30 protein-coding genes are annotated in these 24,606 nt (G+C 64.7%); 14 read left to right on the top strand and 16 right to left on the bottom strand.

What is annotated here, in order from left to right; all coding sequences use genetic code 11:
• Nucleotides 1-18: 18 nt before the first annotated feature.
• The 8 genes from ACVWYP_RS01290 to ACVWYP_RS01325 all read left to right on the top strand — a co-directional run bounded on the left by ACVWYP_RS01290 (nucleotide 19) and on the right by ACVWYP_RS01325 (nucleotide 6,400).
• Nucleotides 19-837 carry a sulfurtransferase/chromate resistance protein gene (locus ACVWYP_RS01290; RefSeq protein ID WP_304497448.1) on the top strand — a complete coding sequence of 273 codons (819 nt, stop codon included), beginning with the start codon at nucleotides 19-21 and terminating at the stop codon, nucleotides 835-837.
• Entirely contained in the window at nucleotides 834-2,225 is a 1,392-nt protein-coding gene (gene chrA / locus ACVWYP_RS01295; RefSeq protein WP_304497449.1) for a chromate efflux transporter, read from the top strand. The genes ACVWYP_RS01290 and chrA overlap by 4 nt, the downstream gene beginning before the upstream one ends.
• Before the next feature lie 58 nt (nucleotides 2,226-2,283).
• Nucleotides 2,284-2,517, top strand: a complete 234-nt coding sequence (locus ACVWYP_RS01300) for a hypothetical protein (RefSeq protein WP_304497450.1) — start codon at nucleotides 2,284-2,286, stop codon at nucleotides 2,515-2,517.
• Nucleotides 2,518-2,589: 72 nt separating this feature from the next.
• The gene (locus ACVWYP_RS01305) at nucleotides 2,590-2,895 is read left to right on the top strand and encodes a hypothetical protein (RefSeq protein WP_304497451.1); all 306 of its coding nucleotides are present in this window, start codon (nucleotides 2,590-2,592) and stop codon (nucleotides 2,893-2,895) included.
• Between the two features lie 46 nt (nucleotides 2,896-2,941).
• Nucleotides 2,942-3,886, top strand: a complete 945-nt coding sequence (locus tag ACVWYP_RS01310; protein WP_304497452.1) for a DUF1259 domain-containing protein — start codon at nucleotides 2,942-2,944, stop codon at nucleotides 3,884-3,886.
• Between the two features lie 23 nt (nucleotides 3,887-3,909).
• A complete protein-coding gene (locus tag ACVWYP_RS01315; protein ID WP_028338971.1) occupies nucleotides 3,910-4,089 on the top strand; it encodes a hypothetical protein in 180 nt (59 codons plus the stop codon).
• Between the two features lie 48 nt (nucleotides 4,090-4,137).
• Entirely contained in the window at nucleotides 4,138-5,565 is a 1,428-nt protein-coding gene (locus ACVWYP_RS01320) for an arsenate reductase/protein-tyrosine-phosphatase family protein (RefSeq protein WP_304497453.1), read from the top strand.
• Between the two features lie 25 nt (nucleotides 5,566-5,590).
• Nucleotides 5,591-6,400, top strand: a complete 810-nt coding sequence (locus ACVWYP_RS01325; protein ID WP_304497454.1) for a hypothetical protein — start codon at nucleotides 5,591-5,593, stop codon at nucleotides 6,398-6,400.
• Here the strand turns inward: ACVWYP_RS01325 and ACVWYP_RS01330 are convergent, their stop codons facing one another.
• The 3 genes from ACVWYP_RS01330 to ACVWYP_RS01340 all read right to left on the bottom strand — a co-directional run bounded on the left by ACVWYP_RS01330 (nucleotide 6,401) and on the right by ACVWYP_RS01340 (nucleotide 7,639).
• Entirely contained in the window at nucleotides 6,401-6,691 is a 291-nt protein-coding gene (locus ACVWYP_RS01330) for a hypothetical protein (RefSeq protein ID WP_304497455.1), read from the bottom strand.
• Between the two features lie 109 nt (nucleotides 6,692-6,800).
• Nucleotides 6,801-7,490, bottom strand: a complete 690-nt coding sequence (locus ACVWYP_RS01335; RefSeq protein ID WP_304497456.1) for a glutathione S-transferase family protein — start codon at nucleotides 7,488-7,490, stop codon at nucleotides 6,801-6,803.
• Nucleotides 7,491-7,513: 23 nt separating this feature from the next.
• Nucleotides 7,514-7,639, bottom strand: coding sequence for a hypothetical protein (locus ACVWYP_RS01340; RefSeq protein WP_453945796.1), 126 nt, complete (start codon nucleotides 7,637-7,639; stop codon nucleotides 7,514-7,516).
• 242 nt (nucleotides 7,640-7,881) lie between these two features.
• On the opposite strand from ACVWYP_RS01340, the gene ACVWYP_RS01345 reads away from it, so the two are divergent.
• The 3 genes from ACVWYP_RS01345 to ACVWYP_RS01355 all read left to right on the top strand — a co-directional run bounded on the left by ACVWYP_RS01345 (nucleotide 7,882) and on the right by ACVWYP_RS01355 (nucleotide 10,715).
• Nucleotides 7,882-8,814, top strand: a complete 933-nt coding sequence (locus tag ACVWYP_RS01345; protein WP_304497458.1) for a transcriptional regulator GcvA — start codon at nucleotides 7,882-7,884, stop codon at nucleotides 8,812-8,814.
• Nucleotides 8,815-8,904: 90 nt separating this feature from the next.
• Entirely contained in the window at nucleotides 8,905-9,879 is a 975-nt protein-coding gene (locus tag ACVWYP_RS01350; RefSeq protein ID WP_304497459.1) for a magnesium transporter CorA family protein, read from the top strand.
• 119 nt (nucleotides 9,880-9,998) lie between these two features.
• Nucleotides 9,999-10,715 carry a dihydrofolate reductase family protein gene (locus ACVWYP_RS01355; RefSeq protein WP_304497460.1) on the top strand — a complete coding sequence of 239 codons (717 nt, stop codon included), beginning with the start codon at nucleotides 9,999-10,001 and terminating at the stop codon, nucleotides 10,713-10,715.
• A 6-nt stretch (nucleotides 10,716-10,721) separates the two neighbouring features.
• Here ACVWYP_RS01355 and ACVWYP_RS01360 read toward each other — a convergent pair whose 3' ends face one another.
• On the bottom strand, nucleotides 10,722-11,438 hold the full coding sequence (locus ACVWYP_RS01360) for a TetR/AcrR family transcriptional regulator (protein WP_304497461.1): 717 nt from the start codon (nucleotides 11,436-11,438) through the stop codon (nucleotides 10,722-10,724).
• 205 nt (nucleotides 11,439-11,643) lie between these two features.
• On the opposite strand from ACVWYP_RS01360, the gene ACVWYP_RS01365 reads away from it, so the two are divergent.
• Both ACVWYP_RS01365 and ACVWYP_RS01370 read left to right on the top strand, forming a co-directional pair.
• A complete protein-coding gene (locus ACVWYP_RS01365) occupies nucleotides 11,644-12,918 on the top strand; it encodes an efflux RND transporter periplasmic adaptor subunit (protein WP_439711122.1) in 1,275 nt (424 codons plus the stop codon).
• Entirely contained in the window at nucleotides 12,918-14,516 is a 1,599-nt protein-coding gene (locus tag ACVWYP_RS01370; protein WP_456683978.1) for a DHA2 family efflux MFS transporter permease subunit, read from the top strand. Before ACVWYP_RS01365 ends, ACVWYP_RS01370 begins: the two co-directional genes overlap by 1 nt.
• A 54-nt stretch (nucleotides 14,517-14,570) precedes the next feature.
• Here ACVWYP_RS01370 and ACVWYP_RS01375 read toward each other — a convergent pair whose 3' ends face one another.
• From ACVWYP_RS01375 to coxB, 9 genes are all read right to left on the bottom strand, one after another.
• Entirely contained in the window at nucleotides 14,571-15,122 is a 552-nt protein-coding gene (locus ACVWYP_RS01375) for a GrpB family protein (protein ID WP_304497463.1), read from the bottom strand.
• Nucleotides 15,123-15,182: 60 nt separating this feature from the next.
• The gene (locus tag ACVWYP_RS01380) at nucleotides 15,183-15,953 is read right to left on the bottom strand and encodes an SURF1 family protein (RefSeq protein WP_304497464.1); all 771 of its coding nucleotides are present in this window, start codon (nucleotides 15,951-15,953) and stop codon (nucleotides 15,183-15,185) included.
• The gene (locus ACVWYP_RS01385) at nucleotides 15,950-16,336 is read right to left on the bottom strand and encodes a DUF983 domain-containing protein (protein WP_026191934.1); all 387 of its coding nucleotides are present in this window, start codon (nucleotides 16,334-16,336) and stop codon (nucleotides 15,950-15,952) included. Before ACVWYP_RS01385 ends, ACVWYP_RS01380 begins: the two co-directional genes overlap by 4 nt.
• 64 nt (nucleotides 16,337-16,400) lie before the next feature.
• Nucleotides 16,401-17,297: a cytochrome c oxidase subunit 3 gene (locus ACVWYP_RS01390; protein ID WP_028338984.1), complete on the bottom strand. Its 897-nt coding sequence runs from the start codon at nucleotides 17,295-17,297 to the stop codon at nucleotides 16,401-16,403.
• Between the two features lie 55 nt (nucleotides 17,298-17,352).
• Nucleotides 17,353-17,982, bottom strand: coding sequence for a cytochrome c oxidase assembly protein (locus ACVWYP_RS01395; RefSeq protein WP_304497465.1), 630 nt, complete (start codon nucleotides 17,980-17,982; stop codon nucleotides 17,353-17,355).
• 5 nt (nucleotides 17,983-17,987) lie between these two features.
• Complete coding sequence (locus ACVWYP_RS01400) at nucleotides 17,988-18,152, bottom strand: hypothetical protein (RefSeq protein WP_018269059.1); 165 nt, start codon at nucleotides 18,150-18,152, stop codon at nucleotides 17,988-17,990.
• 37 nt (nucleotides 18,153-18,189) lie between these two features.
• Nucleotides 18,190-19,128: a heme o synthase gene (locus tag ACVWYP_RS01405; RefSeq protein ID WP_304497466.1), complete on the bottom strand. Its 939-nt coding sequence runs from the start codon at nucleotides 19,126-19,128 to the stop codon at nucleotides 18,190-18,192.
• A 64-nt stretch (nucleotides 19,129-19,192) separates the two neighbouring features.
• Nucleotides 19,193-20,809 (bottom strand): cytochrome c oxidase subunit I, encoded by a 1,617-nt coding sequence (ctaD, locus tag ACVWYP_RS01410; RefSeq protein ID WP_028338987.1) that lies wholly within the window; start codon nucleotides 20,807-20,809, stop codon nucleotides 19,193-19,195.
• An 81-nt stretch (nucleotides 20,810-20,890) separates the two neighbouring features.
• Nucleotides 20,891-21,730: a cytochrome c oxidase subunit II gene (gene coxB, locus ACVWYP_RS01415; RefSeq protein ID WP_028338988.1), complete on the bottom strand. Its 840-nt coding sequence runs from the start codon at nucleotides 21,728-21,730 to the stop codon at nucleotides 20,891-20,893.
• A 584-nt stretch (nucleotides 21,731-22,314) separates the two neighbouring features.
• On the opposite strand from coxB, the gene ACVWYP_RS01420 reads away from it, so the two are divergent.
• Nucleotides 22,315-22,863 (top strand): invasion associated locus B family protein, encoded by a 549-nt coding sequence (locus ACVWYP_RS01420; protein WP_304497467.1) that lies wholly within the window; start codon nucleotides 22,315-22,317, stop codon nucleotides 22,861-22,863.
• 132 nt (nucleotides 22,864-22,995) lie between these two features.
• Here the strand turns inward: ACVWYP_RS01420 and ACVWYP_RS01425 are convergent, their stop codons facing one another.
• From ACVWYP_RS01425 to ACVWYP_RS01435, 3 genes are read right to left on the bottom strand one after another with little or no spacing between them, the layout of a single operon-like run.
• Nucleotides 22,996-23,598 carry a TlpA family protein disulfide reductase gene (locus ACVWYP_RS01425; protein ID WP_304497468.1) on the bottom strand — a complete coding sequence of 201 codons (603 nt, stop codon included), beginning with the start codon at nucleotides 23,596-23,598 and terminating at the stop codon, nucleotides 22,996-22,998.
• Nucleotides 23,599-23,633: 35 nt separating this feature from the next.
• Complete coding sequence (locus ACVWYP_RS01430; protein WP_304497469.1) at nucleotides 23,634-24,152, bottom strand: DsrE family protein; 519 nt, start codon at nucleotides 24,150-24,152, stop codon at nucleotides 23,634-23,636.
• 10 nt (nucleotides 24,153-24,162) lie between these two features.
• Nucleotides 24,163-24,555: a DoxX family protein gene (locus ACVWYP_RS01435; RefSeq protein WP_304497470.1), complete on the bottom strand. Its 393-nt coding sequence runs from the start codon at nucleotides 24,553-24,555 to the stop codon at nucleotides 24,163-24,165.
• Nucleotides 24,556-24,606: the final 51 nt, after the last annotated feature.

Raw genomic sequence — 24,606 nt, forward strand, 5'->3', positions numbered from 1 at the left:
TTTCACCAAGGGCGCACCATGTCGTCATACACATCGATCTCATCCGAAAAATTGTCCCGTCTCATCGGCACGGCCAAGGCGCCGACGCTCGTCGACGTTCGTCTCGATGAAGATTTCGCCGCCGATCCGCGCCTGATCCCGGGCGCGGTCCGTTACTCCCATCGCGATGTCCAGGACTGGGCTTCCCGCCTCACCGGCCAGTCCGTGGTCGTGGTCTGCCAGAAGGGGCAGAAGCTCGCCGAAGGCACCGCCGCCTGGCTCCGCTGCAGCAACATCACGGCCGAGATTCTCGAGGGCGGCCACCTCGGCTGGCGGGAGGCGGAGCTACCGACCGTTCCCGCCGACAAGATTCCGAAACGCGACGGGCGGGGCCGCACCGTCTGGGTGACGCGATCGCGGCCGAAGATCGACCGCATCGCCTGTCCATGGCTGATCCGCCGCTTCGTCGATCCCGCGGCGGTGTTCCTGTTCGTCACATCGGCCGAGGTGGAGGCGGTCGCCGAACGGTTCGACGCCACGCCGTTCGACATCGAGAACGTGTTCTGGAGCCATCGCGGCGAGCTCTGCACCTTCGACGTGATGGTCAAGGAATTCGGCCTCGCGACGCCGGCGCTGGAGCGGCTCGCGACGATGGTGCGGGCGGCCGATACAGCGCGGCTCGAGCTTTCGCCAGAGGCGCCCGGGCTGCTCGCCGCCTCGCTCGGCCTCTCGCGCATGTTCGACGACGACCTCGAGCAATTGAGCGCCGGGCTGCTGCTCTACGACGCCTTCTACCGATGGTGCCGCGACGCGACCAAGGAGACGCACAACTGGCCGACCAGCAAGGTGAAGCCATGACGGACGTCGCAACGACAGCGAAGGCGCGCGGGCATGAGCCCGCGCACGGCATCTCCTTCAACGAGGCGCTGCTGGTCTGGATGCGCGTCGCCATCCTGAGCTTCGGCGGACCGGCCGGCCAGATCGCGGTGATGCATCGCATCCTGGTCGAGGAGAAGAACTGGATATCGGAGGGGCGTTTCCTGCACGCCCTCAACTACTGCATGCTGCTGCCGGGGCCGGAAGCGCAGCAGCTGGCGACCTATATCGGCTGGCTGCTGCACCGGACGCTCGGCGGCATCGTGGCGGGCGGGCTGTTCATCCTGCCCGGCGTCTTCGCCATCATGGGCCTCAGCTATATCTATGCGGCATACGGCAATGTCGGGTTTGTCGAGGCGCTGTTCTTCGGCCTGAAGGCCGCGGTGCTGGCCATCGTGATCCAGGCCGTGGTGCGGGTCGGCAAGCGCGCGCTGCGCAACCGGGTGATGATCGCGCTCGCGGCGATCGCCTTCGTCGCGATCTTCTTCTTCGCCGTGCCGTTTCCGCTGATCATCGGAGCCGCCGCGGTCACCGGGCTGGTCGGCGCACGCCTCGGCCGGAGCGAATTTGCGGCAATCGAGCATGACGGCAAGAATTCCGCCGTGATCGACAGCATGCTCGGTGAAGCGGTGCCGGATCATGTCCGTCCCAACGCATCGCGCACCTTGCGGGTCGGCGCCATATGGCTCGCGCTCTGGCTGGTGCCAGTGTTCGCCCTGCTCATTGCGCTCGGGCCCGGCGACGTGTTCACCCAGATCGCGATCTTCTTCAGCAAGATGGCGATGGTGACGTTCGGCGGCGCCTACGCCGTGCTCGCCTATGTCGCGCAACAGGCGGCCGACTATTATCACTGGGTCAGCCCGCGCGAGATGCTGGACGGGCTCGGCATGGCCGAGACCACGCCCGGCCCGCTGATCATGGTGGTGCAGTTCGTGGGCTTCATGGCCGCGTTCCGCGAGGCGAGCGGGCTGTCGCCGATGCTTGCCGCCACGCTCGGCGGGCTGCTCGCGACCTGGGTGACGTTCACGCCGTGCTTCCTGTGGATCTTCGTCGGGGCGCCCTACATCGAGGCGCTGCGCGGCAACAAGGCGCTGGCGGGCGCGCTTTCGGCGATCACCGCCGCCGTGGTCGGCGTGATCCTCAATCTGTCGATCTGGTTCGCGCTGCACACGCTGTTTCGGCAAACCTCGCCGGTGCATGGGCTTGGCCTGTCGTTCGACGCGCCGGTGCTCGATAGCGTCGACTGGCCGGCGCTGGCGCTGTCCATCGCCGCCGCGATCGCGATCTTCCGCTTCAATGTCGGGATGCTCAGTGTCCTCGCCGCGTCCTGCATCACGGGCGTGCTGCTACGCCTCGCGGGCATCATCTGAGCGGAGCGGCACGCATCGGAAGAACCTGGGGCAGCACAACACAACCAGGAGAACAACCATGCAGAGACGAAGACTCTCCCACTTGATTCTCGCACTGACGATCGCGGGTGCGGCCATGCCGGCCCATGCCCTGACGCAGGACGAGCTCGTCGCGAAGCTTCGCGCCGCCGGCTACGCCGAGGTCACCGACGTCAAGTCGACGGCCGAGGGCACGACGGCGAAGGCGATGAAGAACGGCAAGCCGGTGCGGCTCGTGATCGACAGCAGCGGCCAAGTCAAGGAGCGGGACTGAGCTTGCGGGCGCGAAAGTCGCCGACCAATCGATGGAGTGACAATCATGATGAGAGCTATTGTGGCCCTGTGCATGGCGGTGCTGTGGCCGGGCGCAACCCTGGCAGTACCGGCCGCCCTCGACGAGCAGCAGGACGCGGCCGTCACATTGCAGGCGGCGACGGTCCATCCGCAGGCGAGCGAGACGCTGCGCGGCGTCGTCGATCGCGTCGATGAACGCAACGACGCGCTGCTGATACGGCTGTCTCCGGACCGGATCGAATCGTTCAAGGTTCAGGACGGCCTGATCTTCAATGCCGTCCGCTTCGGCGATCCCGTCGAAATCGCGGTGCAGAGCATCGCCGGATTCCGGACCATCGTCGGGCTCTCGAAGCAATAGAGCCGGGCTCCGACGCATCGAAAACCAGGTTCAAGGGAGCAATCCAATGCGACACACGATTTCGGCCCTGATCGGCGTCGGTGCGTGCCTCTTCGCCACGGGCGGGAGCACGCAAAAGATCGACTGGCAGGTGTTCGCCGAGCCGTTCGTCTCGTCGGCGCATGCGCAGGCGATCGACTGGCAGAAGGTCGATGACGTGCTGGGCAGAAAACCCGCCGTCACTGGCGACGTGCATCGCTACGGCTTTCCGCGGAGCGACCTTGCGGTGACGCTCGACGGTGTCACCATCAAGCCGGCGCTGGCGCTCGGTGGCTGGGTCGCCTTCAAGCCCATGCACGACGGCGTCATGGCGATGGGCGACCTGGTGCTGCTCGAATCCGAGATCAACCCTGTGATGCTGAAGATGATCGGAAACGGCCTGCAGATCACGGCCGTGCACAACCATTTGCTTGGCGCGAGCCCGGCCACCTTCTACATGCACGTCGCCGGCCACGGCGACCCGGTCAAGCTCGCCGCCGCGATCCGGGATGGCCTCGCGGAAAGCAAGACGCCGCTCACGGCCGCGGCGCCGGCCGCGCCGCCGCCGGCCATCGATCTCGATACCGCGCAGCTCGACCAGATCATCGGCGTCAAGGGTCAGGCCAATGGCGGCGTCTATCAGTTCAACGTGCCCCGCCGCGATCCGATCACCGAACAGGGCATGGCGTTGAGCCCGGTCGGTCCGATGGGCGTCGCCATCGGCATCAACTTCCAGCCGACCGGCGGCGGCAAGGCGGCGATCACCGGCGATTTCGTACTGACAAATGACGAGGTCAACCCCGTCATCATGGCGCTGCGGACGCACGGCATCGACGTCACCGCGCTGCACAGCCACATGCTGGATGAACAGCCGCGCCTGTTCTTCATGCATTTCTGGGCCAATGACGACGCCATCAAGCTCGCCAAGGGCCTGCGCGCCGCGCTGGACAAGACGGCCACGACAAAAAGCTGACTCTGGTCTTGGAGGGATCGACGATGCGAAGCCTCACGGTCATGTCCATGGTTGTCGTCGGAGTTCTTGTGGGGATGGACGCTGCGATCGGCCAGACCAGCTGTCGGGTCTGCGCCGATCAGCAAAAAGCGTGCATGAAGAACTATGCCGGGCCGACCTGCGAGTCCGAGTATCAGATGTGCAAGAAAGCCTGCAAGAAATGACAGGGGCGCTCTTGCAACCGGCGTGGGTGCTAACCGGGCTGAAGTGAGATGCTGACGACGCGAACGCTGCTCAGGAGTGCCCAGGCGACGCTGCGCGTTGCCGCCATATTGCTTGCGATCGCGCTGACATCGGCTCGGCCGGCGCCGGCGGACGATGGCAAGATCGTTGTCTTTGTCTGCCTGCACGGCGTGGTGAACAGCCAGATGGCGGCGGCCTATTTCAACAAGGCTGCCCAGGAGCGTGGATTGCGATTCAGGGCGGTCTCACGCGGCATCGACCTTTATCGGTCGGTACCGGTCAGGGTCCAGGATGGCCTTGCACTCGATGGTCTGGAGGCGGCCAACACGCCGCAGCAGCTGACCGTGGACGACATGGCCGCGGCGGACCAGGTGGTGGCGTTCGATCAGATCCCCGCCGAGCGGCACGGACGGGCCGACGTGACCTACTGGTCCGGCATTCCCTTGGGTATCGATGATTATGAGTCGGCCCGGGATCAGATCGTCCGGCGCATCGACGCCCTCATTCCGACGCTGGCAGCGGCAGCTGAACCGGCAGGAGACAAAACGCCCCTTCAGCTCGAAACGAAAATCCTGCTCGGCGATGTCCGCGGTCGGATTGATCACCTGGCGGTCGACCTGAAGCGGCAGCGACTGTTCGTGGCCGAGCTCGGCAATGACAGCGTCGGCGTCGTCGATCTGGCTGCGCGCAGCTTGCTTCGAACCATTACCGGATTGAGCGAACCCCAAGGCGTCGGCTATGAGCCGTCGACCGACACCCTCTACGTCGCCAACGCCCGCGACGGATCGGTGCAGCTGTACGAAGCCAACGAATACAAGGCGACCGGGCGAATCGAACTCGGCAGCGACGCCGACAATATCCGGGTCGACGCGGCGGCCAAGCGCGTCATCGTCGGCTATGGCGATGGTGGCCTGGCAGTCGTCGACCCATCCACCCGGACAAAGGTTCGGAGCCTACTCCTTAAGGCACATCCGGAAAGCTTCCAGCTTCAGCCCGATAGTGGGCGTATCTTTGTCAATCTGCCTGACGCGCGAGCCGTCGCGGTGGTGGACGTTGCTTCCGGGAAACAACTCACCAGCTGGCCGTTGGACAAGGGCGGTAATTTCGCGATGGCCATCGATCACGAACGAAGTCGCGTTCTCCTGGTGTATCGCAGCCCAGCCGAGCTTGCAGCCTTTTCGAACGACGGCAAGGTGATTGCAGCCACCGGTACTTGCGGCGATGCCGACGACCTCTTTGTAGATGCAAAGCGCGGACGCATTTATGTGAGCTGCGGCGGTGGATACGTCGACGTATTTGAGATTGATGAAGCGGCCTATCGACTGATCGCGCGCCTGCCGACGGCAACGGGCGCACGAACATCGCTCTTTGTGCCGGAGATGGACCGTCTGTTTGTTGCGGTCCGCGCGGGGCCTGCCGGACCGGCGGCAATCTGGGTGTTCAAGCCAATGCCTTGAGATCGACTTTGTGGGGAGACGGCGCATGTGGAAACGCAGCCGGGGCTTTCGCAGCTCGAGACGCCTTGCGCCTCGCTTCATGGTCGCTCTTGGACTGATCGCCTGGTCTGACCCCGCCTCGGCCTATCGCCCCTTCGATGGCACCGATGCCGCCGTTGCCAAGAAAGGTGAGATGGAGGTCGAGCTGCAGCCGGCCGGACGTTTGCGTGATGAGAGTGGAACGAGCCTGATCGCGCCGGCCTGGGTTCTCAACTACGGTTTGAGCGAGAGTTGGGAAGCCGTCTTCGAAGGCCAGGGACAAACGTCGCTCTCTCCGCCCGGGCTGACCAGCCTGACTGCAGCCGGAGCGTTTCTCAAGCACGTGGTCGTACCCGGTAGCCTGCAGGACAAGACCGGTCCGAGCATTGCGACCGAATTTGGCGTCCTTCTTCCTGACAGTACCGGCAATTCGGGCGTTGGCGTAAGCTTGGCCGGCATCGTCTCGCAGCGCTGGGATTGGGGCACCATTCACCTGAATGCCGAGACAGCCATCACTCGCGACCATCATGGCGACGTGTTCGTGGGTGCTATTGTCGAAGGACCGATGACCTGGACGGTGCGCCCCGTCGCCGAGATCTTCTACGAGAACGAGTTTGGCAAGGAGGAGACGTTCTCGGGGTTGGTCGGGCTGATCTATCGTGTGCGCGACGACCTCAGCTTCGACATCGCGGTCCGGCACGCGCTCACAGGAGGCCATCCGGTAAACGAGATACGTGCGGGATTGACCTTCGGCTTTCCGCTTTCCTTCTTCGAAGGTCACGCCGCGCACCAAGCGTCGCCAATTCCGCCTCGATAGCTACTGGCGGTCCCGGTTCTCTGGATGGGCTCGCCAGTCTCGACCGACAGTCTGATGGCTGTCGTCAGGTGTTGCCTGGCCGGCGTGGTCCTTCTCGCCGCCTTGAGCCTTCCAGTCACGCCCGATCTTGACGTCCTCGGCGCGACTGCGATCCTGCTCGCGGGTTTGCTCCGACTGCTGAGGCGGCTGGGCCTGTTGGACAGGCGTAGACTGTGCTTTTGCATCGCTTCCGGCGAATGCGAAGGTCATTGCGACCGCGGAGATGAACGCAACCGATATGGAATTCTTCATGGTGTTGTCCCTTCCTCTTGCTCTGCGCTAACGCTCCGTCATCGCCTTTGTTCGGAAACAAACGGGTTTCTGGCCCGGAACCGGGCGCTCTGCACGCGAACAGTGATGGTCAATATTTCGGCCGGTGCGAAGTAGCCCATTCGCGCGCGTGTTCGATCGGCACCCGTTGCACGACGGCGCGAACCTTTTGCGTTGCGGGCAGATTGTCCATGCGTTCCCGCCAGCGGCAGAATGCCGGGTATTTCGGATACATCAACTGCCCTTCGGCGGTGAGGCTGAAGGCGAACGTGCTCGGCAGCAGATAGAAATCCGCAATCGAGAGCTCGTCCCCGAGCAAAAAATCCTTGCCGTGCGCAAGCTGGCGCTCGGCCACCGCAAGCCCGATCTCGACCTTGGGCAGCGCATGCGCCACGACCTTCTCGTCGGGGGCGATGCCGAGCTCCGGGAAAACCAGACGCTCATGCGTCACGTGATAGATCATGTAGGGGTAGTAATAGTTGTTAACAGCGCTGATCCACTGGTTCATGCGTGCCCGCGCCTTGATCTCTTTCGGCGTCAGCGACACGCCGCCAAAGGCTTTGTCGACATAGGCGGCGATTGCGCTCGTCTCGTAGACGGTGAGATCGCCGTGTTTCAGAATTGGGACACGGTTGAACGGGTGCAGCGCCAGGTGATCGGGCTTGCCCATGACCGGTTCAAGGTCGTGGAATTGGTATGCTACGTCCTTGTGCGTGAGGATCAAGCGGACGATGTTGACAAAACTGCTGCGTGGGAAACCGTAGACGATCGGATCGGACATCCGTTTCTCCTTTCTGTTTGGTCTCAGCGCCAGAACGGGCTGGAGGCCTCGCGCTGCGCCTCTTCGCGCGTCAGGCCGAGATCGCGAAGCAGATGCGGGTCATCGGCAATCGCGCGCAGCGCCATGCGCTGAAACGGCCGGTCAAGCAAGCTCCACCATCCGGGGCGCGGAGCGCCTGGCGACGTTCCTGAGCTGGATTGATGATGTGGAGTGGCCGGGTCGGCGGCGGGCACCGGCGGGATCGACCATGTATCGGTTAATAGGACGGACATGATGGGGCTCCAAATTGCTTGAAAATGCTGCACTGGAGCTGTTCAATAATGGCGCGGGGCGGTTTCCCGCAAAGCATCGTTTCTCGTGCCTGCCCTAATTTTTCTCATGAAGTATTGCGATGCGCCCACGCCTGCCGCAACTGAACGCCCTGAAATCCTTCGAGGCCGCCGCGCGCCACGAGAGTTTTACGCGCGCGGCTGAAGAGCTTTGTGTCACGCAGGGTGCCGTCAGCCATCAGGTGAAAGCACTGGAAGCGGAGCTCGCAATTAAGCTCTTCAACCGCGAGCGCCAGCGACTGATCATCACAGAAGCCGGACGCGATTATCTGGCGGTCGTGCGCGACGCACTCGATCGCATCGCGATCGGCACCGAGCGGCTATTGCTGCGGCAGAATACCGGTGTGCTCACGGTTTCGACCTCGCCGGATTTTGCTGCGAAATGGCTGGTGCACCGGCTCGGCCACTTTGTTGAGGCGCATAGCGGCATCGACCTGCGCGTCTCCGCCACGCTGCACCACGTCGACTTCGCGCGCGAGGAAGTGGATCTCGCGGTACGCCATGGCGACGGCAACTGGCCGGGGCTTGACGCGGTGCGGCTGAGCCCGGAGCAGCTATTTGCCGTGTGCAGCCCAAAGCTATTGTCCGGCAAGCGACGCTTGAGCAATCCCGCTGACATTCTGAAATTTCCGCTGATCCATATGGACAGTCGCGTCGACTGGAAGAACTGGCTTCAGGAAGCGGGACTTGACGATGCTGCCGCCACGCATGGCCCGGTCCTCAATCGCGCCAGCATGGTGATTGATGCCGCCATCAATGGGCAAGGCATTGCGCTGGCGCGCACCACGCTGGCGGCATGGGACCTCATCAACGGCCATCTGGCGCGGCCGTTTCCGCAGTCGCTGCCGTTGTCGAAGACCTACTGGATCCTCTGCCCGAAGGCGACGGCAAACCTGCCGAAGATCGTGACGTTTCGCGATTGGTTGCTCTCGGAGGCCGCAAGTGACCTGCGCCGGCTTAGAAAGCTCGGCGGAACCTCTCATCGACTGAAGTGAGTGCCGGCAGGCTTCCAGATGCATGGAACGGCTTTGCTGTCCTCGCGATTGTCGTGGGACGCACGACCCACCATGCATGGAGCCCGATCATTGCTGAAGCTGTACAGGTCGGCGACCTTTGATTGGCGAAGCATCGGCGTGGAATTGCCGTCCGAGATCATCTGGATCGATCTGCTCGATCCCACCGAGGACGAAAAGCAGTTCGTCGAGCGCGTGCTCGACATCCGCGTCCCGTCCGAGCGATCGTTGGGCGAGATCGAGGCGTCGAGCCGCCTGATCACCGACCATGACCGGCTCTATCTGAGCTCGCCGGCGGTGCGGCTCGACGAAAACAACGAAGCCGAGATCACCAATATCGGCTTCGTGATCGGCCCCAAGGTGCTGGTCACCGTGCGGTTCGCGCAGCTGACCACGTTCGACGACGTCATGAAGCGGATCGGCACCGACAAGAGCCTGCAGAACGGCATGTGCGTGTTCACCGCGCTGCTCGAGGCCATGATCGATCGCGGCGCCGACGTGCTGGAGCATCTCGGCGCCAAGACCGACAGGCTGTCGCGGGGCGTCTTCAAGGGCGGCCTGGTGCGGAGCAAGCGTCCGGTGCGCTCCAGCCGCAGGCTGCGCGAGGCGCTGGAGAACATCGGCGAGCTCGCCGATCGGCTGGCGAAGGCGCGCGACGTGCTGCTCGGCGTCGGCCGGGTCGCGAGCTTCGCCGACGACGTCGGCAATGAATGGATCACGTCGGCATCGAAGCGCCGGCTCGAGGCCGTCACCAAGGACGTCGCCTCGCTCGGCGACTACGAGACGCGGCTGTCGGACAAGATCCAGCTGCTGCTGGACGCCGTGCTCGGCTTCATCAACATCCAGCAGAACGACCTGTTCAAGATCCTGACCATCGTGTCGGTGGTCGGCGTTCCCCCGACCATCCTGGTCGGGGTCTGGGGGATGAACTTCAAGGCGATGCCGGAGCTGAGCTGGACGCTTGGGTATCCCTTGGCCTGGGCCGCGATCATCGCCAGCGGCATCCTGCCGGTGCTCTGGTTCAAGCGGCACGGCTGGTTCGATTAACAAGCGAAGTTGAAACGCCGCGGCGTTATCGGCGTTGAGAACCTGCCTGCGCGTCTATAAATCTGAAGCTGCCCACCCGCCCCTGCGGCGCGGTCATCCCCCATCGAAGAGTTCAGCCTATGCGCCTCCACATCATCTGCCACATGGGCACGTCGATCGACGGCCGGCTGCATCCCAGCCGCTTCACCAAGGCCGCTGCCGGGATTCCGGCCGACGTGCTGCGCGGCCACTACGAACGGATCCATGACGGCTTCGATGCCGATGGATGGATCATCGGCCGCGTCACCATGAACGAGATGGCCAAGGGAGCCGAGCGGCATACCGCCAACCCACTGAGGCTGCCGCGCGAGGCGCATCTCGGCAACCGTAACGGCCGCAAGCTTGCCGTCGGCATCGATCCGTCGGGCCGCGTGCATTTCGGCAAGGACAATGTCGGCGGCGATCACGCCGTCGCGGTGCTGGGCGAGCAGGTGTCCGATGCACATCTCGCCGAGCTGCGCGAGGACGGTGCGTCTTACATCTTTGCAGGCACGAAGGGCGACGACCTGCCGGGCGCGATGGCGCAGCTGGCGTCGCTGTTCGGCGCCAGGACGCTGCTGCTCGAAGGCGGCGGCGGAATCAACGGCGCCTTCCTCAAGCATGGGCTGATCGACGAGTTCAGCACATTGATCTTTCCGGCGGTCGACGGCGTCGCCGGCTCGCAAAGCATCGTCGACTATCACGGCCCCGACGGCGACCGCCCCGGCGCCGGACAATCGCTCCGGCTCACCCATTGCGAGACGCTGGAAGGCGGCATGGTCTGGCTGCGTCACGCGGTGGAGCGCGCGCCGGATTGAGCGCGCCTATGGCTTGGGATTCTCCACCCAGCCGGTCCGGCATGCAGCAACGAAAAACGCGACGCCGCGCGCGACATGGGCGTCGATCTCGGGGTCGAGCGCCTTCAGATCCACCTCGAACAAGGCCCGAAGCAGCATCGGCACGGCGATGATGTCGAGGAACATCCGCGCCGTGGTCGGCAGGTGTTCGGGCGCGAAGGCCGGCAGCTTGCCGAGCTCGTCGGATTGCGTCAGGTCGCGCAGCAGGTGAATGCCGAGCTCGGTGCTAAGCGCGCGCGCCCTGCGGTTGACGTTGGCGGCGAGATCCGGGAAGCGGTGCGCCTCCGCGATGGCGAGCCGCATCAGGCCGATCCGGTCGGCATCGAAGCCCCAATGCAGCAGGGTCGAGGCAACGCTGGTGAGGCGCTCCTCGATAGTCGCGCCGACCGGCGGATCGGCCTTGAACTCGGCGATGCGTGCCAGGATGTCCCGCGTCACCACTTCCGTGAACAGCGCCCGCTTGTCGCGAAAGCGCGCATAAATCGTCCGCTTGCCGGAGCGCGCGACTTCCGCGATCTCATCGATGCTCGCGCCCTCGAACCCGCGCTGCAGAAACACCCGGCGCGCGGCGTCGAGGATGCGTGCATCGACCTCGCCGGCGAGCTCCTTCGGCGGCCGGCCGGCGCGCACCTCGACCGGCTTGGCTTTGGCGACCCGCGGCTTCTTCAGGGTGCTGGTGGTCATCGCATCGACCCGGGTTCGATGGGCCGGTCAGGCCGGCAATATCAGGCAATATAGCCTTATCACATCTAGTTGTAAATAGAACGATACAGTTCCGTTTCTATTGACGGCGCACCACGGCGAGACTATTTGCCGCATAGAACGGAACGGTACCGTTCCTTTTTTGCGAAGGCCTTGCAGACCTCGCCTGACAGCAGGAGCCGCCATCATGTTTGAAGACACCGTCTTGGAGCGCGACCAACCGGGCCACCAGGGCATCGAGGGTGCCCCCTCAGCGCATGAGCCCAACGTCACATCGGAGCAGCCGGAGATCACGGCGCGGGCTCCTGCGCAGGAGCGCCCTGCGGACAAGGAGCCCGCTCCGCCGGCAACAATCCCGCCGGAGATCATCGGCAAGGCAACACGGCCCAGCTTTCTCCGCCGCCGTCCGGTCGTCTCCGCGATCGGCGCCGTGCTGCTCGCCGCAGCCATTGGCGGCGGCTATCTCTACATGGACTACAGCGCGCATTTCGAATCCACCGACGACGCCTTCATCGCCGCGCGTCAGTCGGCGCTGGCGCCGAAGATCTCCGGCTACATCACCGCCGTCCCGGTCACCGACAACCAGCATGTCGCGGCCGGCGACGTGATCGCCCGGCTCGACGACCGCGACTATCGCGTCGCGCTGGCGCAGGCCGAGGCGCAGGTCGCGGCCGCGCGCGCCAGCATCGAGAATGTCGATGCGCAGCTCGACGTGCAGCAGGCGCAGATTGCCGCCAACCAGGCGCAGGTCGACCAGGCGCAGGCGGCGCTGGTATTCGCCCAGCAGCAGGCGACGCGCTACCAGCATCTGGAGCAATCCGGCTACGGCACGGTGCAGAATTCCGAGCAGTTCACCTCGCAGCTGCATCAGCAGCAGGCTGCGCTGCTGAGCGCGCAGGCGACGCTCAACCTCGCGCAGCGCCAGGTCGAGTCGCTGAAGGCGCAGCGCAAGAGCGCGGTCGCCAACCTCGCCCAGGCCGAGGCGCAGCGCGACCAGGCCGGGCTCAATCTGTCCTATACGACGGTCACCGCCGCGCAGCCGGGCCGCGTCGTCAACCTGTCAGCCGCGGTCGGCCAGTTCGCACAGGCCGGCACTAATCTCACTATGTTCGTGCCCGACCAGACCTGGGTCACCGCGAACTTCAAGGAGATCCAGCTCGACAAGATGCGGCCGGGCGAGAAGGTGACGCTGAAGATCGACGCCTATCCCGGCCGCACCATCCAGGGCCATGTCGAGAGCGTGCAGCCGGGCTCCGGCACCGCGTTTTCGCTGCTGCCGGCGCAGAACGCCACCGGCAACTACGTCAAGATCGTGCAGCGCGTGCCGGTGAAGATCGTGATGGACAACCCGCCGACCGACGTCGCGCTCGGCCCGGGCATGTCCGTGGTGCCGACGGTGCGGATCGATGCCACGCCGTCCCTCGTCGAGCGCCTTGAGAAGTCGAGCTTCGGGAGGCTGTGATGAGTGCCGCCGCCATCGACGCCAAAGGTTTTTCGACTCCGAGCGCCACCGTCAATCCCTGGCTGATCGCCATCGTGGTTGCGCTCGCGAGCTTCATGGAGGTGCTCGACACCACCATTGCCAACGTGGCGCTGCCCTATATCGCCGGCGGCATGGGCGTGAGCGAGGATGAGGCCTCCTGGGTGGTCACCACCTATCTGGTGTCCAACGCCATCATCCTGACCGCCTCGGGCTTTCTCGCCCGCACGCTCGGGCGCAAGACCTTCTTCCTGATCTGCCTCGGCATCTTCACAATCAGCTCGATCCTGTGCGGCTTCGCGCCCAATCTGAACGCGCTGCTGCTGTTCCGTATCCTGCAGGGTCTCGGCGGCGGCGGCATGGTGCCGGTTGCGCAATCTATTCTCGCCGATGCGTTCCCGCCGGCCAAGCGCGGGCAGGCGTTCGCGGTGTTCGGCATTGCCGTCGTGGTGGCGCCGGTGGTCGGCCCGACGCTCGGCGGCTGGCTGTCCGACAACCTCTCCTGGCACTGGTGCTTCCTGATCAACGCGCCGGTCGGCGTGTTCGCGATCGCGCTGATCGCGGCCGTGCTGCAGGAGCCCGCGACCGCGAAAGCCAAGGGCGCGCAGCCCCAGGGCAACACGTTCGACTTCATCGGCTTCGCGCTGGTCGCGACCTTCCTCGGCGCGCTCGAGGTGGTGCTCGACCGCGGCCTCGAGGACGACTGGTTCGCCTCGCCCTTCATCATCACCTTTGCAGTGATCTGCGCTACGGCGTTCGTGCTGATGATCCCGTGGGAGATGACCCGGCGCAATCCGATGATCGACCTGCGCATGGTCGCAACCCGGCAGTTCGGCGCCTGCTTCCTGGTGATGCTGGCGACCGGCGCCATCCTGCTCGCGACCACGCAATTCTTGCCGCAGCTGGTGCAGCAGGATTTCGGCTACACCGCGACCTGGGCCGGCCTCGTGCTCTCGCCCGGCGGCGTCGTCACCATGATGATGATGTTCGCGGTCGGCCGGCTCGCCGCCCGGGTGCAGCCGAAATACCTGATCGTTGCCGGCGCGCTGGTGATCGCCGCCTCGATGTACAGCATGACCAACGTCTATGGCGATCTCGGCTTCTGGTTCATGGCGCGCTCGCGCATGCTGATCGGCGTCGGCCTGCCGCTGATCTTCGTGCCGATCATGGCGGCGTCCTATGACGGCATTCCGCCCGACAAGACCGACCAGGCCTCCGCGCTGATCAACGCGGCGCGCAACACCGGCGGCTCGATCGGCGTCTCGATCGTGTCCAACGTGCTGACGCATCGCCAGCAATTCCACCAGAGCCGGCTGGTCGAGCAGGTGACGCCGTCGAGCCCGCAATACCAGGACACGCTGCACCAGATCACCGACTTCTTCGTCGCCCAGGGCAGTTCGCTGGCGCAGGCGCATCAACAGGCGATTCAGTGGATCGGGCAGCAGGTGCAGACCCAGGCCTCGTTCCTGTCCTACATGGACGCGTTCTGGGTCCTGATGCTGATCTCGCTCTCCGCGATCCCGCTGGCGCTGACCTTGCGCAAGGTCAGGCTTGGCGGTCCCGCCCCTATGGGTCATTGATCCCGGCGCGGACATGCATGAGCTACGACAGAATGCAGGCGTGGCGAAGCCGCGCTATCGACCGGACGGGTCCGCGCGCCATGCGCGGGCCTTCGCGGTCGTCTCCTCGACGAAACGAGTTTTGCCGTTGCGATAGGCCGCGATGTCCTCCCTTGAGGAGGCAGCAAGGGCCTGCTTGATATCCGCGTAGGCGCGGGCCGCCTCGGGGTGCGCGCGAAGATAGTCGCGAAACACCAGCAGCGTTTCCCAGCGCGGATTGGATGGCTCCATCACATGCAGATGATGGGTCCACGGGCCCGGGGGGCCCTTGCGGAAGAACAACTCGCCGGGCAGCCACGCCGCGTATTCCGGTATGTAGTGGTAGCCGAGCGCCTCGATCGGCCTGATGCAGCGCTCCCGTGCCTCCGCGAGGCTGGAGACACCGACCATCAGGTCGATGATCGGCTTCGACGGCAAACCCGGAACCGCGGTGCTTCCGACATGCTCGATGGCCAGGGTCAGCGAGCCGAGCGCATGCTCGATCCTCGCGCGCTCCGTCTCGAACATGGCCGGCCAGTTGGGGTCATAGTCCAGGACAACGATTGGCCCGGCGCCGTATTTCTCCATGGCACACCCTGATTTGCTCGCCGCGAAGTCCCCTTCGCGGTCAATCAAACCATGATGAGGCTAGGTTCGACCAGAGGCGCGCCGCCGGTGGCCGCGCCACCACAGGCCGAAGGCGATGGTGACCGCGGCGGCCAGCGAGAACCAGGTGATGGCGTACTGCATGTGGTCGTCCTTGAGACGCACCTTGAGCGGTCCGGGCTTCGGCGTGCCGCTGTCGGGCACCGGCGCCTCGAGGTCGATATAGAACGGTGCGACCTGGCCCCAGCCGAGCGTTTGCGCCATCGCGCGATGATCGCGCACGAACCACAGCCGTTTCGCCGGATCTTCCTTGGGCGTCAGCCGGCCCGGTGGCTCGGGAAAGCGGATATAGCCGGTCAGTTCAACCGGCGCGCCGGTGACGAGGCGGCCAACGACGCGGTCCTCGAAGGCGCGATCCTGCATCGTGTTCTGGACAAAGCCGGTGTTGATCACGACGATCTCGCCGCTCGCGAGCTTCGCCGGCAGCAACGCCCAGGTGCCCGGACCCGAAATGTCGTCGCGCACCGCGGAGCCGGAGCTGAACACCATCGCGTCGGGCTGCTTCGCATAGGTCGCGGTCAGGGTGACGCGGCGGAATTCATCCTTGGCGGAGGTCAGCGTCGGCCATGCCGACGGCGGCGGCAGCGCCTCGATCGGGGCGGCCAGCCGCGCATCGAGCGCCGCGATCAGCGCGTGCTTCTCGACCCGGCGCTGCAATTGCCAAAAGCCGAGGGCGATAAACACCGCGATCAGGATCAACGTGAAAATGCCGAAGCCGGCCGCGCTCGGCCGATGCGTCGTCGTATCATTCATTTCGGGTCGCGCTCGATCAATTGGCCTTCGGCGGCCTTGTGGTGGAATTGCAGCGCGATCAGAAGTGCCTTCATCGATCGTAGCGGCAGGATCGTGGTGACCAGGATCAACGGCAGCCACAGCGCGGCATGCACCCAGAACGGCGGCTGGTACTTCACCTCGACGATCAGCGCCGCCGCGACCACGATGGCGCCGGCCAGCATGATGACGAAGATCGCCGGCCCGTCGCCGGAATCGATGAAGGCGAAGTCGAGGCCGCAGGCCTGGCAGCGCGGCGCCAGCGTCAGGAAGCCGGAATAGAGCTTGCCCTTGCCGCAGCGCGGGCAGCGGCAGGCGATGCCGCGCAGTGCGCTCTCAGTGACGGTCGGCGGAGTATCGGTCATCGGTTCTCTTCAAAAGCAAAGGGGCGGCCATTCGGCCGCCCCCTCTTAGCACGTCGGCCGGCAATTAGTGTGCGCCGTGGGCCATCGTCTCGGCGCCGTGGCCCCAGACGTAGATGCAGATGAACAGGAACAGCCAGACCACGTCGACGAAGTGCCAGTACCAGGCGGCAAACTCAAAGCCGAGGTGCTGCTTCGGCGTGAAGTGGCCGGCATAGGCGCGGATCAGGCAGACCAGCAGGAAGATGGTGCCGACCAGCACGTGGAAACCGTGGAACCCGGTCGCCATGAAGAAGGTCGCGCCATAGACGTTGCCGCCGAACGAGAACGTCGCATGGGCGTACTCATAGGCCTGCACGCAGGTGAAAAGGGCGCCGAGGATCACCGTGAGGATCAGGCCCTGCTTGAGGCCCTGACGGTCGTTCTCGAGCAGCGCATGGTGCGCCCAGGTGACGGTGGTGCCCGAGGTCAGGAGCAGCAGCGTGTTGAGCAGCGGCAGATGCCAGGGATCGAAGGTCTCGATGCCCTTCGGCGGCCAGGTACCCGGGACCGAGCAGGCACCCATCGCCGTGCCGGCGCCGCAGCCGAACACCGCATCGCGCGTGGCGTGCACCGCGTCGGCCGGGAACAGCGCCGAGTTGAAGAAGGCCCAGAACCAGGCGACGAAGAACATCACCTCGGAGGCAATGAACAGGATCATGCCGTAGCGGTGGCTGATCTGCACCACGCGGGTGTGGTCGCCCTTGTACTGGGCTTCCTTGATCACGTCGCCCCACCAGCTCGCCATGGTGTAGAGCACGCCGATGGTGCCGACGCCGAACACGATCGGGGCCGCGGAGAACATGTGGTGCATCCAGCCGATCGCGCCGAACGCCATGATGAAGGCCGAGATCGAGCCGACCACCGGCCACGGGCTCGGGTCGACGAGATGATAGTCGTGATGCTTGACTTGCGCCTCAGCCATTGCCGTCTCTCCATTCGCGTGCCGCAAGGCACGTCTTAAATCTCAAATTCCAGGACTAGCCGCCCTTGCGCTGCTCCGCCTCGCCGGCCGCCACGGGCTTCGGCGTTGCGTCGCGCACGGGGAAGAAGGTGTAGGACAAAGTGATCGTCTTCAGCGTGTCGTTCTCGCTGTCCTTGGCCAGCGCCGGATCGACATAGAACACCACGGCCATCTCGCGCTTTTCGCCCGGCGCCATGGTCTGTTCGGTGAAGCAGAAGCAGTTGATCTTCTGGAAATAGGCGCCGACCGTCAGCGGCGCGACATTGTAGGACGCCTGGCCGGTCGTGGTGCGCGCCGACTGGTTGGTGACGGCGTAGTAGACCGTGACCACCTGGCCGATCTTGACGTCGATCGTGTTCTGCTCCGGCTCGAACTTCCAGGGCAGGCCCGGCGCGACGTTGGAATCGAAGCTGACCGAAATGGTGCGCGCGAGCGGCGCATCCGAAGGCACCGAGGTCGCGACCTGGGTGGTGCCGTTGAAGCCGGTGGTGCGGCAGAACCAGTTGTAGAACGGCACGGCCGCGTAGGACGCGCCGACCATCAGCACCACGACGAAGCCGCAGATCGAGGCGACCACGGCGTCGCGCGTCAGCGTGCGGCGCGTGACCTTGGCGCCCTCACCCTGCTGCGGTTCCTGGTTCGCCATCTCACTCACAGCGGCCGCACCAGCACGGCTGGCCCCTTGACGAGGGTGACGGCGAAGAACAGCACGACCAGGATGCCGAGCGCGAGCGCGATGGCGATCGAGCGCTGGCGGCGGCTCCTGAGCTGTGCCTCGGTGAGGACGATTCCTTCTGGTTCGCGTTTCTCGTCCATTGATATCCCATGCGCCCCCATCTCGCCCCCCGGCTCCCTATCCGATGAAGACAGGCGCAATCGCGCGGACCACGACCTCGGCGAGGAGGACGGCAAACAGCGCGAACAGATAGAGGATCGAGAAGGCGAACAGCCGGCGCGTGGCGCGATTGGCAGCAGTGCCCTCGCGGCGGCGATAGACCTCGATGGCGAGCCACAGCATGCCGGCGCCAAGCACAAGCGAGGTGACGCCGTAGATCGCGTCGAAATAGCCGAGCGGCCACGGCGCCAGCGCGATCGCGACCAGCACGATGGTGTAGAGCAGGATCTGCAGCCGGGTCGCGTCGGGTCCGGCGACGACCGGCAGCATCGGGATGCCGGCGCGCGCATAATCGTCGCTGCGGAACAGCGCCAGCGCCCAGAAATGCGGCGGGGTCCAGAAGAAGATGATCAGGAACAGGAGGATCGGCTCGACCGAGAGCGATCCGGTCGCGGCGGCCCACGCCACCACCGGCGGCAAGGCACCGGCGGCGCCGCCGATCACGATGTTCTGCGCGGTCCAGCGCTTCAGCCACATCGTGTAGATCACGGCATAGAAGAAGATGGTGAAGGCAAGCAGCGCGCCCGCCACCCAGTTGACGAGGATGCCGAGCGTCATCACCGAGAAGAAAGCGAGCGTGATGCCGAACGCGGCCGCCTCGGTCGGCGTGATACGGCCGCGCGGGATCGGCCGGTTGGCGGTGCGCGTCATCAGCGCGTCGACATCGCCCTCATAGGCCATGTTGAGCGCGCCGGAGGCGCCGGCGCCGACCGCGATGCACAGGATCGAGGTGAACGCCAGCACCGGATGCACGTGCACCGGCGCGATCATCAGCCCGACCAGGGCGGTGAAGATCACCAGCGACATCACGCGCGGCTTCAACAGCGCGATGTAGTCGCCCACTTCGGCCTCGGAGATCCGGGGCAGTTCGATGGCGTTGTGATCGATAACCGACAAGATCAGGTCTCGCTTCTCTCAAAAGGCGCGGCGCACCCTTAAAGTGCGCCGCGTTGTCCTGGACTTACTGCACGCGGGGCAGCACTTCGAACTGGTGGAACGGCGGCGGCGAGGTCAGCGTCCACTCCAGCGTGGTCGCACCCGCACCCCACGGATTGTTCGCGGCCTGCTCCTTGCGGACGAAGGCATCGATCACGCCGTAGATGAAGATCAGAACGCCGATGCCCGAGATGTAGGAGCCCCAGGACGAGATCAGGTTCCAGCCCGCGAATGCATCCGGATAGTCGACATAGCGGCGCGGCATGCCCGACAGGCCGAGGAAGTGCTGCGGGAAGAACACCAGGTTGACGCCGATGAAGGTAAACCAGAAGTGCGCCTTGGCGATGGTCTCCGAGTACATGTAGCCGAACATCTTCGGGAACCAGTAGTACCAGCCGGCGAAGATGCCGAACACGGCGCCGAGCGACAGCACGTAGTGGAAGTGCGCCACCACGTAGTAGGTGTCCTGCAGCACGCGATCGACACCGGCATTGGCCAGCACGACGCCGGTGACGCCGCCGACGGTGAACAGGAAGATGAAGCCGATCGCCCAGATCATCGGCGCCTTGAACTCGATCGAGCCGCCCCACATCGTGGCGATCCAGGAGAAGATCTTCACGCCGGTCGGCACCGCGATCACCATCGTGGCGGCGACGAAATAGGCCTGCGTCGCCGAGGACATGCCGACGGTGTACATGTGGTGCGCCCACACCACGAAGCCGATGCCGCCGATCGCGACCATGGCGTAGGCCATGCCGAGATAGCCGAACACCGGCTTGCGCGAGAAGGTGGAGACGATCTGGCTGACCATGCCGAAGGCGGGCAGGATCAGGATGTACACTTCGGGGTGACCGAAGAACCAGAACAGATGCTGGAACAGCACCGGGTCGCCGCCGCCGTCAGCCGCAAAGAACGTGGTGCCGAAATTGCGGTCGGTCAGCAGCATGGTGATCGCACCGGCGAGCACCGGCAGCGACAACAGCAGCAGGAACACGGTCACCAGGATCGACCACACGAACAGCGGCATCTTGTGCAGGGTCATGCCCGGCGCGCGCATGTTGAAGATCGTGGTGATGAAGTTGATGGCGCCGAGGATCGACGAGGCACCCGCGAGATGGAGCGAGAGAATCGCGAAATCGACCGCAGGACCCGGATGGCCGGAGGTCGACAGCGGCGCGTACATGGTCCAGCCCGCGCCGACGCCGTTGGCGCCCGGCTCACCCTCGACGAAGGTGGACATCAGCAGCAGCGCGAACGAGGCCGGCAGCAGCCAGAACGAGATGTTGTTCATGCGCGGGAACGCCATGTCCGGCGCGCCGATCATCAGCGGCACCATCCAGTTGCCGAAGCCGCCGATCATCGCCGGCATGACCATGAAGAAGATCATGATCAGACCGTGCGAGGTCACGAACACGTTATAGGTGTGCGTCTCGTGGAATATCTGGACGCCCGGATACATCAACTCGGCACGGATCGCGATCGACATCGCAGCACCGATGATGCCCGCGATCACCGCAAAGACCAGGTACATCGTACCGATGTCCTTGTGGTTCGTGGAGTAGAGATAACGCCGCCATCCGGTCGGATGGTGGGCGTGATCATCATGGGCGTGATCGTCGTGTGTCGCTGCGCCTGTCGCCATGTTCAAAATCCTGCCTTGCAGTCCCTCTTGGACCTTGCGGTCCCGTCGCCCTTATTCCATCCGCGCCGTAAGCCGTGAGGCTTACTGCGCCGCCTGACCAGCCGAGGCGTAGGAATTCGCCGGGTTGGTCGCAAACTTCTTCTTCGCGCCTTCAACCCAGGTCGCGAATTCCTGGTCGCTGACGACCCGCACCGCGATCGGCATGAAGGCGTGGTCCTTGCCGCACAGTTCCGAGCACTGGCCGTAGAACACGCCGGTCTTGGTGGCCTTGAACCAGCTCTCGTTGAGGCGGCCGGGGACCGAGTCGATCTTCACGCCGAAGGCCGGCACCGCGAAGGAGTGGATCACGTCGGCGCCGGTGGTCTGGATCCGCACCACCTTGTTGACCGGGACCACCATCTCGTTGTCGACGCCGAGCAGACGCGGCTGCTTGTCCTTGTCGAGCAGCGAGTCGAACTCGAACTTGCCGTTATCCGGGTAGGCGTAGGACCAGTACCACTGCTTGCCGGTGACCTTCACCGTGAGGTCCGGCTTCGGCACGTCGAGCTCCAGGAACAGCAGGCGGAACGACGGCACCGCGATGCCGACCAGGATCAGGACCGGGATCAGCGTCCAGGCCACTTCGATCAGCGTGTTGTGGGTGGTCCTGGAGGGGACCGGGTTGGCCCGGGCGTTGAACTTCACCACCACGATGATGAGCAGCGCCAGCACGAACAGGGTGATGACGGTAATAAGCACCAGCAGGAAGTTGTGAAACCAGATGATGTTTTCCATCACCGGGGTCGCGGCTTCCTGCAGCGTGTGCTCCCACGGAGCCGGCTGCCCCATTTCGGCGAAGGCCGATCCCGCGGCGATCGACGCCACACCCGCTACCGCCAACCCCAGCAATTGCCTGCCCAACCGGCCAATCGACATCTTCATGCCGCTCGCGCTCCCTTGCATTATTCCCCAAAGCACCTCCGGCATGTGGCCGAAAATGCAGCACGATCCGCCCTGACAAACGGCCTTCCGGACATACCCGTCTCTGAGTCAAGGTGGGTACGGGAGCCAGATCGCTAGAACGCGTCGAAATCCAGCCTCTCAAACCATAATTCTCCGGCGCTCGCAATGCAGTAGTGGGGCCGAAAGCCATGCGCCTGCGATGAAGCTGCCGCCTGCGATTTTTCCCGCAAAATCAAGCGAAAGTCGCCGAAACGACGCCGCATGCAGTTGACAGGGGGATTACCGGATGTACCCACAGACAGGGCAGCGCACAGGAACCTGATTCGCTGCGGGCTGCCCCAATCCGGCGCGAGAATGGCTTCAAGATCGCCTTCAAGGCGCCGTCATTGCGGTATCAGTCGACGCCTGAGCATGATCCGGAAAAGTGGAGACCGGTTTTCCGAAAGATCATGCTCAAACAAGAAGATGAGATCATGATTCGCTTTCGGGAAGCGCATCATGGCGCGCGTGCTACCGGCGGCTGGACGGCCGGACCGACCGAACATCTATAAGGATCGACCCGGATGGGCGCTTCGAACATTCGTTTGACGATGGCCAGCCGGCTCGGCGGCCTCGCGATTCTGGCCCTCTGGCTTGGCCTTTCTGTTGGCCTCTCTCTTGGCCTGACCCAGCCGGCAAACGCGCAAGGCGCGGTGCGCTCGGTTCACGGCGACTGGCAGATCCGCTGCGACACGCCGCCCGGCGCCCAGGCCGAGCAATGCGCGCTGATCCAGAGCGTGGTAGCGGAAGACCGCTCCAACGCCGGCCTGACCGTGATCGTGCTGAAGACCGCCGACCAGAAGAGCCGCCTGATGCGCGTGGTCGCGCCGCTCGGCGTGCTGCTGCCCTCCGGCCTCGGCCTCAAGCTCGACAATCAGGACGTCGGCCGCGCCGGTTTTGTCAGATGTCTGCCCAATGGCTGCGTCGCCGAGGTCGTGATGGACGACAAGCTGCTCGGCCAGCTCAAGAACGCCAAGACCGCGACCTTCATCATCTTCGAGACCCCGGAAGAAGGGATCGGCTTTCCGCTCAGCCTGAACGGCCTGGCGGAGGGGTATGACAAATTGCCCTAGGGGTTAGGCCGGCGTCGCAAATGCAGAGGCCGTAGCCCGGATGAAGCGCAGCGCAATCCGGGACCGGCGTCAGCAGAGAGTGCCTTCCCGGATTTCGCTGCGCTTCATCCGGGCTACGCCAAGCAGATCAGCTTACCGCCCACCCGCCGCATAATAATCGAACAACCCGCTCGCCTCGGCGGACAGCCAGTCCGCCTCTCCCGTCATGTAGCCTTCGACCTGTCCGGTGACGCCGATCAAGAATGTGATCGGCATGCCGTAGAGCGCGAACGGCGTATCGGCCTCGGCGGCGTCGACACGCGAGACGAGACCGCCCGGATCGAAGCCGATCGCGAGGTGGCGGAGCTTGAGCTGCTTGACGTAGGGCGCGACCGGCGCGCGGTTGCGATCGGTGCTGACAGCGACGACGACGAGATCGCTGCGGCCGCTCGCGGCAAGGCGGTCCAGCATCGGTAGCTCGGTCCGGCACGCCGCGCACCAGGTGGCCCAGAAGTTCACCAGCACCATCCTGCCTTTGAACGCGGTGAGATCGAGCGCGCCGCCGGCGAGCACGGGGATCGCAACCTGCGGCACCGGGCGGGCGCCTTCGACCTGCGTGAACTGGTGCCGGATGGTGCCGAATTGCGGCGGCCCCGACGCTGCGCGCACAGCTCCGGCGGGCATTACGAGCGAGGCGCCGGCGCCGATCATACCGGCGACGACGGCGCGGCGCGTCGGTACGTGAGCTGACGTCATGACAAATTCTCCGCTTGGCTTGATCGCTGCATCGCTCAGGATCGGATGTAGGACCAGCCGGCTTCCTGCAATTCGATGATGCGCCCGGGCCCGTTCGGCACCAGGTCGACATGATCGAGCAGGACCAGCGGATGTCCCTCGGCGCGCTCCATGCCGAGCTTGGTGGCTTCGCAGACCACGAAGCGGATGTCCGGCGCGAGCCCCCTCACCACCCGGAACAGGTCCTTCACCGGCGAGGTATCGGCCCGCAGCATGTGGACGCCGGCATTGTAGGCGACGACCTCGATCTCGAACGGCTCGTTGCGCTCCCGATAATATTTCGGGAGGTTGAGCGCAGTCGAGATCAGCGCCCGCATCGTGGTCGGGTCGTCGCTGTTGATCGGCAGCACCAGGTGGTGCACGCGCGGCTCGGGCTTCCTGGACTCAAGTTTCTTGGGCTCCGGCTTCGAGACCGCCGCGACCGAACCGGTGAGCAGCATCGTCGCGGCGAACGGCACCGCGAAGGCCAGCACCAGCCCGGTCACGACCGCCAGCTTGCGGCGAGAGACGCGCATCGCGCTTACCTCACGGCGCGCTCGCGAGCAGGACGAACTGGCTGCGCTTGGCGTAGGCGACGATCGCGCTCAATGTCAGCAGCACCAGGGCGGGCACCGGCGAGCCGCCGATCACGAACAGATGGCTGACGGTGGCACCGACCATGATGCAGCTGAGCAGCACGCCGCCGAACGCTGCGACCGGGGGCAGCAGGATGAGGATCGCGCCGAGCAGCTCCAGCGATCCGGTGAAATAGCGGAACCACTGACCGAGCCCGATATGCTCGAATTCCTCGACCAGCATCGGCACGCCGTAAAGCTTGGCGGCGCCCGCGGCGGCAAAGGCCAAAGCGAGCAGTCCCCTGACGACCCAGAGGCTGACGGATTTCCAGCGCGACGGCGCCGCGGCAACTGCAACTGACATTGATGACTCCCGAGTTGTTCGTAAGGCCGGGCCGCGCGGCCACCCGATCGA

The organism is Bradyrhizobium sp. USDA 3262 (assembly GCF_054060035.1).

Coding starts and splice junctions, on each gene's coding strand:
- ctaD (WP_028338987.1), bottom strand. CDS start 20,809: ATGGCGACAGGCGCAGCGACACACGACGATCACGCCCATGATGATCAC.
- chrA (WP_304497449.1), top strand. CDS start 834: ATGACGGACGTCGCAACGACAGCGAAGGCGCGCGGGCATGAGCCCGCG.
- ACVWYP_RS01365 (WP_439711122.1), top strand. CDS start 11,644: ATGTTTGAAGACACCGTCTTGGAGCGCGACCAACCGGGCCACCAGGGC.
- ACVWYP_RS01300 (WP_304497450.1), top strand. CDS start 2,284: ATGCAGAGACGAAGACTCTCCCACTTGATTCTCGCACTGACGATCGCG.
- ACVWYP_RS01290 (WP_304497448.1), top strand. CDS start 19: ATGTCGTCATACACATCGATCTCATCCGAAAAATTGTCCCGTCTCATC.
- ACVWYP_RS01345 (WP_304497458.1), top strand. CDS start 7,882: ATGCGCCCACGCCTGCCGCAACTGAACGCCCTGAAATCCTTCGAGGCC.
- ACVWYP_RS01335 (WP_304497456.1), bottom strand. CDS start 7,490: ATGTCCGATCCGATCGTCTACGGTTTCCCACGCAGCAGTTTTGTCAAC.
- ACVWYP_RS01330 (WP_304497455.1), bottom strand. CDS start 6,691: ATGAAGAATTCCATATCGGTTGCGTTCATCTCCGCGGTCGCAATGACC.
- ACVWYP_RS01320 (WP_304497453.1), top strand. CDS start 4,138: ATGCTGACGACGCGAACGCTGCTCAGGAGTGCCCAGGCGACGCTGCGC.
- ACVWYP_RS01325 (WP_304497454.1), top strand. CDS start 5,591: ATGTGGAAACGCAGCCGGGGCTTTCGCAGCTCGAGACGCCTTGCGCCT.
- ACVWYP_RS01310 (WP_304497452.1), top strand. CDS start 2,942: ATGCGACACACGATTTCGGCCCTGATCGGCGTCGGTGCGTGCCTCTTC.
- ACVWYP_RS01390 (WP_028338984.1), bottom strand. CDS start 17,297: ATGGCTGAGGCGCAAGTCAAGCATCACGACTATCATCTCGTCGACCCG.
- ACVWYP_RS01370 (WP_456683978.1), top strand. CDS start 12,918: ATGAGTGCCGCCGCCATCGACGCCAAAGGTTTTTCGACTCCGAGCGCC.
- ACVWYP_RS01305 (WP_304497451.1), top strand. CDS start 2,590: ATGGCGGTGCTGTGGCCGGGCGCAACCCTGGCAGTACCGGCCGCCCTC.
- ACVWYP_RS01420 (WP_304497467.1), top strand. CDS start 22,315: ATGGGCGCTTCGAACATTCGTTTGACGATGGCCAGCCGGCTCGGCGGC.
- ACVWYP_RS01375 (WP_304497463.1), bottom strand. CDS start 15,122: ATGGAGAAATACGGCGCCGGGCCAATCGTTGTCCTGGACTATGACCCC.
- ACVWYP_RS01360 (WP_304497461.1), bottom strand. CDS start 11,438: ATGACCACCAGCACCCTGAAGAAGCCGCGGGTCGCCAAAGCCAAGCCG.
- ACVWYP_RS01435 (WP_304497470.1), bottom strand. CDS start 24,555: ATGTCAGTTGCAGTTGCCGCGGCGCCGTCGCGCTGGAAATCCGTCAGC.
- ACVWYP_RS01380 (WP_304497464.1), bottom strand. CDS start 15,953: ATGAATGATACGACGACGCATCGGCCGAGCGCGGCCGGCTTCGGCATT.
- ACVWYP_RS01385 (WP_026191934.1), bottom strand. CDS start 16,336: ATGACCGATACTCCGCCGACCGTCACTGAGAGCGCACTGCGCGGCATC.
- ACVWYP_RS01425 (WP_304497468.1), bottom strand. CDS start 23,598: ATGACGTCAGCTCACGTACCGACGCGCCGCGCCGTCGTCGCCGGTATG.
- ACVWYP_RS01400 (WP_018269059.1), bottom strand. CDS start 18,152: ATGGACGAGAAACGCGAACCAGAAGGAATCGTCCTCACCGAGGCACAG.
- ACVWYP_RS01430 (WP_304497469.1), bottom strand. CDS start 24,152: ATGCGCGTCTCTCGCCGCAAGCTGGCGGTCGTGACCGGGCTGGTGCTG.
- coxB (WP_028338988.1), bottom strand. CDS start 21,730: ATGAAGATGTCGATTGGCCGGTTGGGCAGGCAATTGCTGGGGTTGGCG.
- ACVWYP_RS01395 (WP_304497465.1), bottom strand. CDS start 17,982: ATGGCGAACCAGGAACCGCAGCAGGGTGAGGGCGCCAAGGTCACGCGC.
- ACVWYP_RS01355 (WP_304497460.1), top strand. CDS start 9,999: ATGCGCCTCCACATCATCTGCCACATGGGCACGTCGATCGACGGCCGG.
- ACVWYP_RS01315 (WP_028338971.1), top strand. CDS start 3,910: ATGCGAAGCCTCACGGTCATGTCCATGGTTGTCGTCGGAGTTCTTGTG.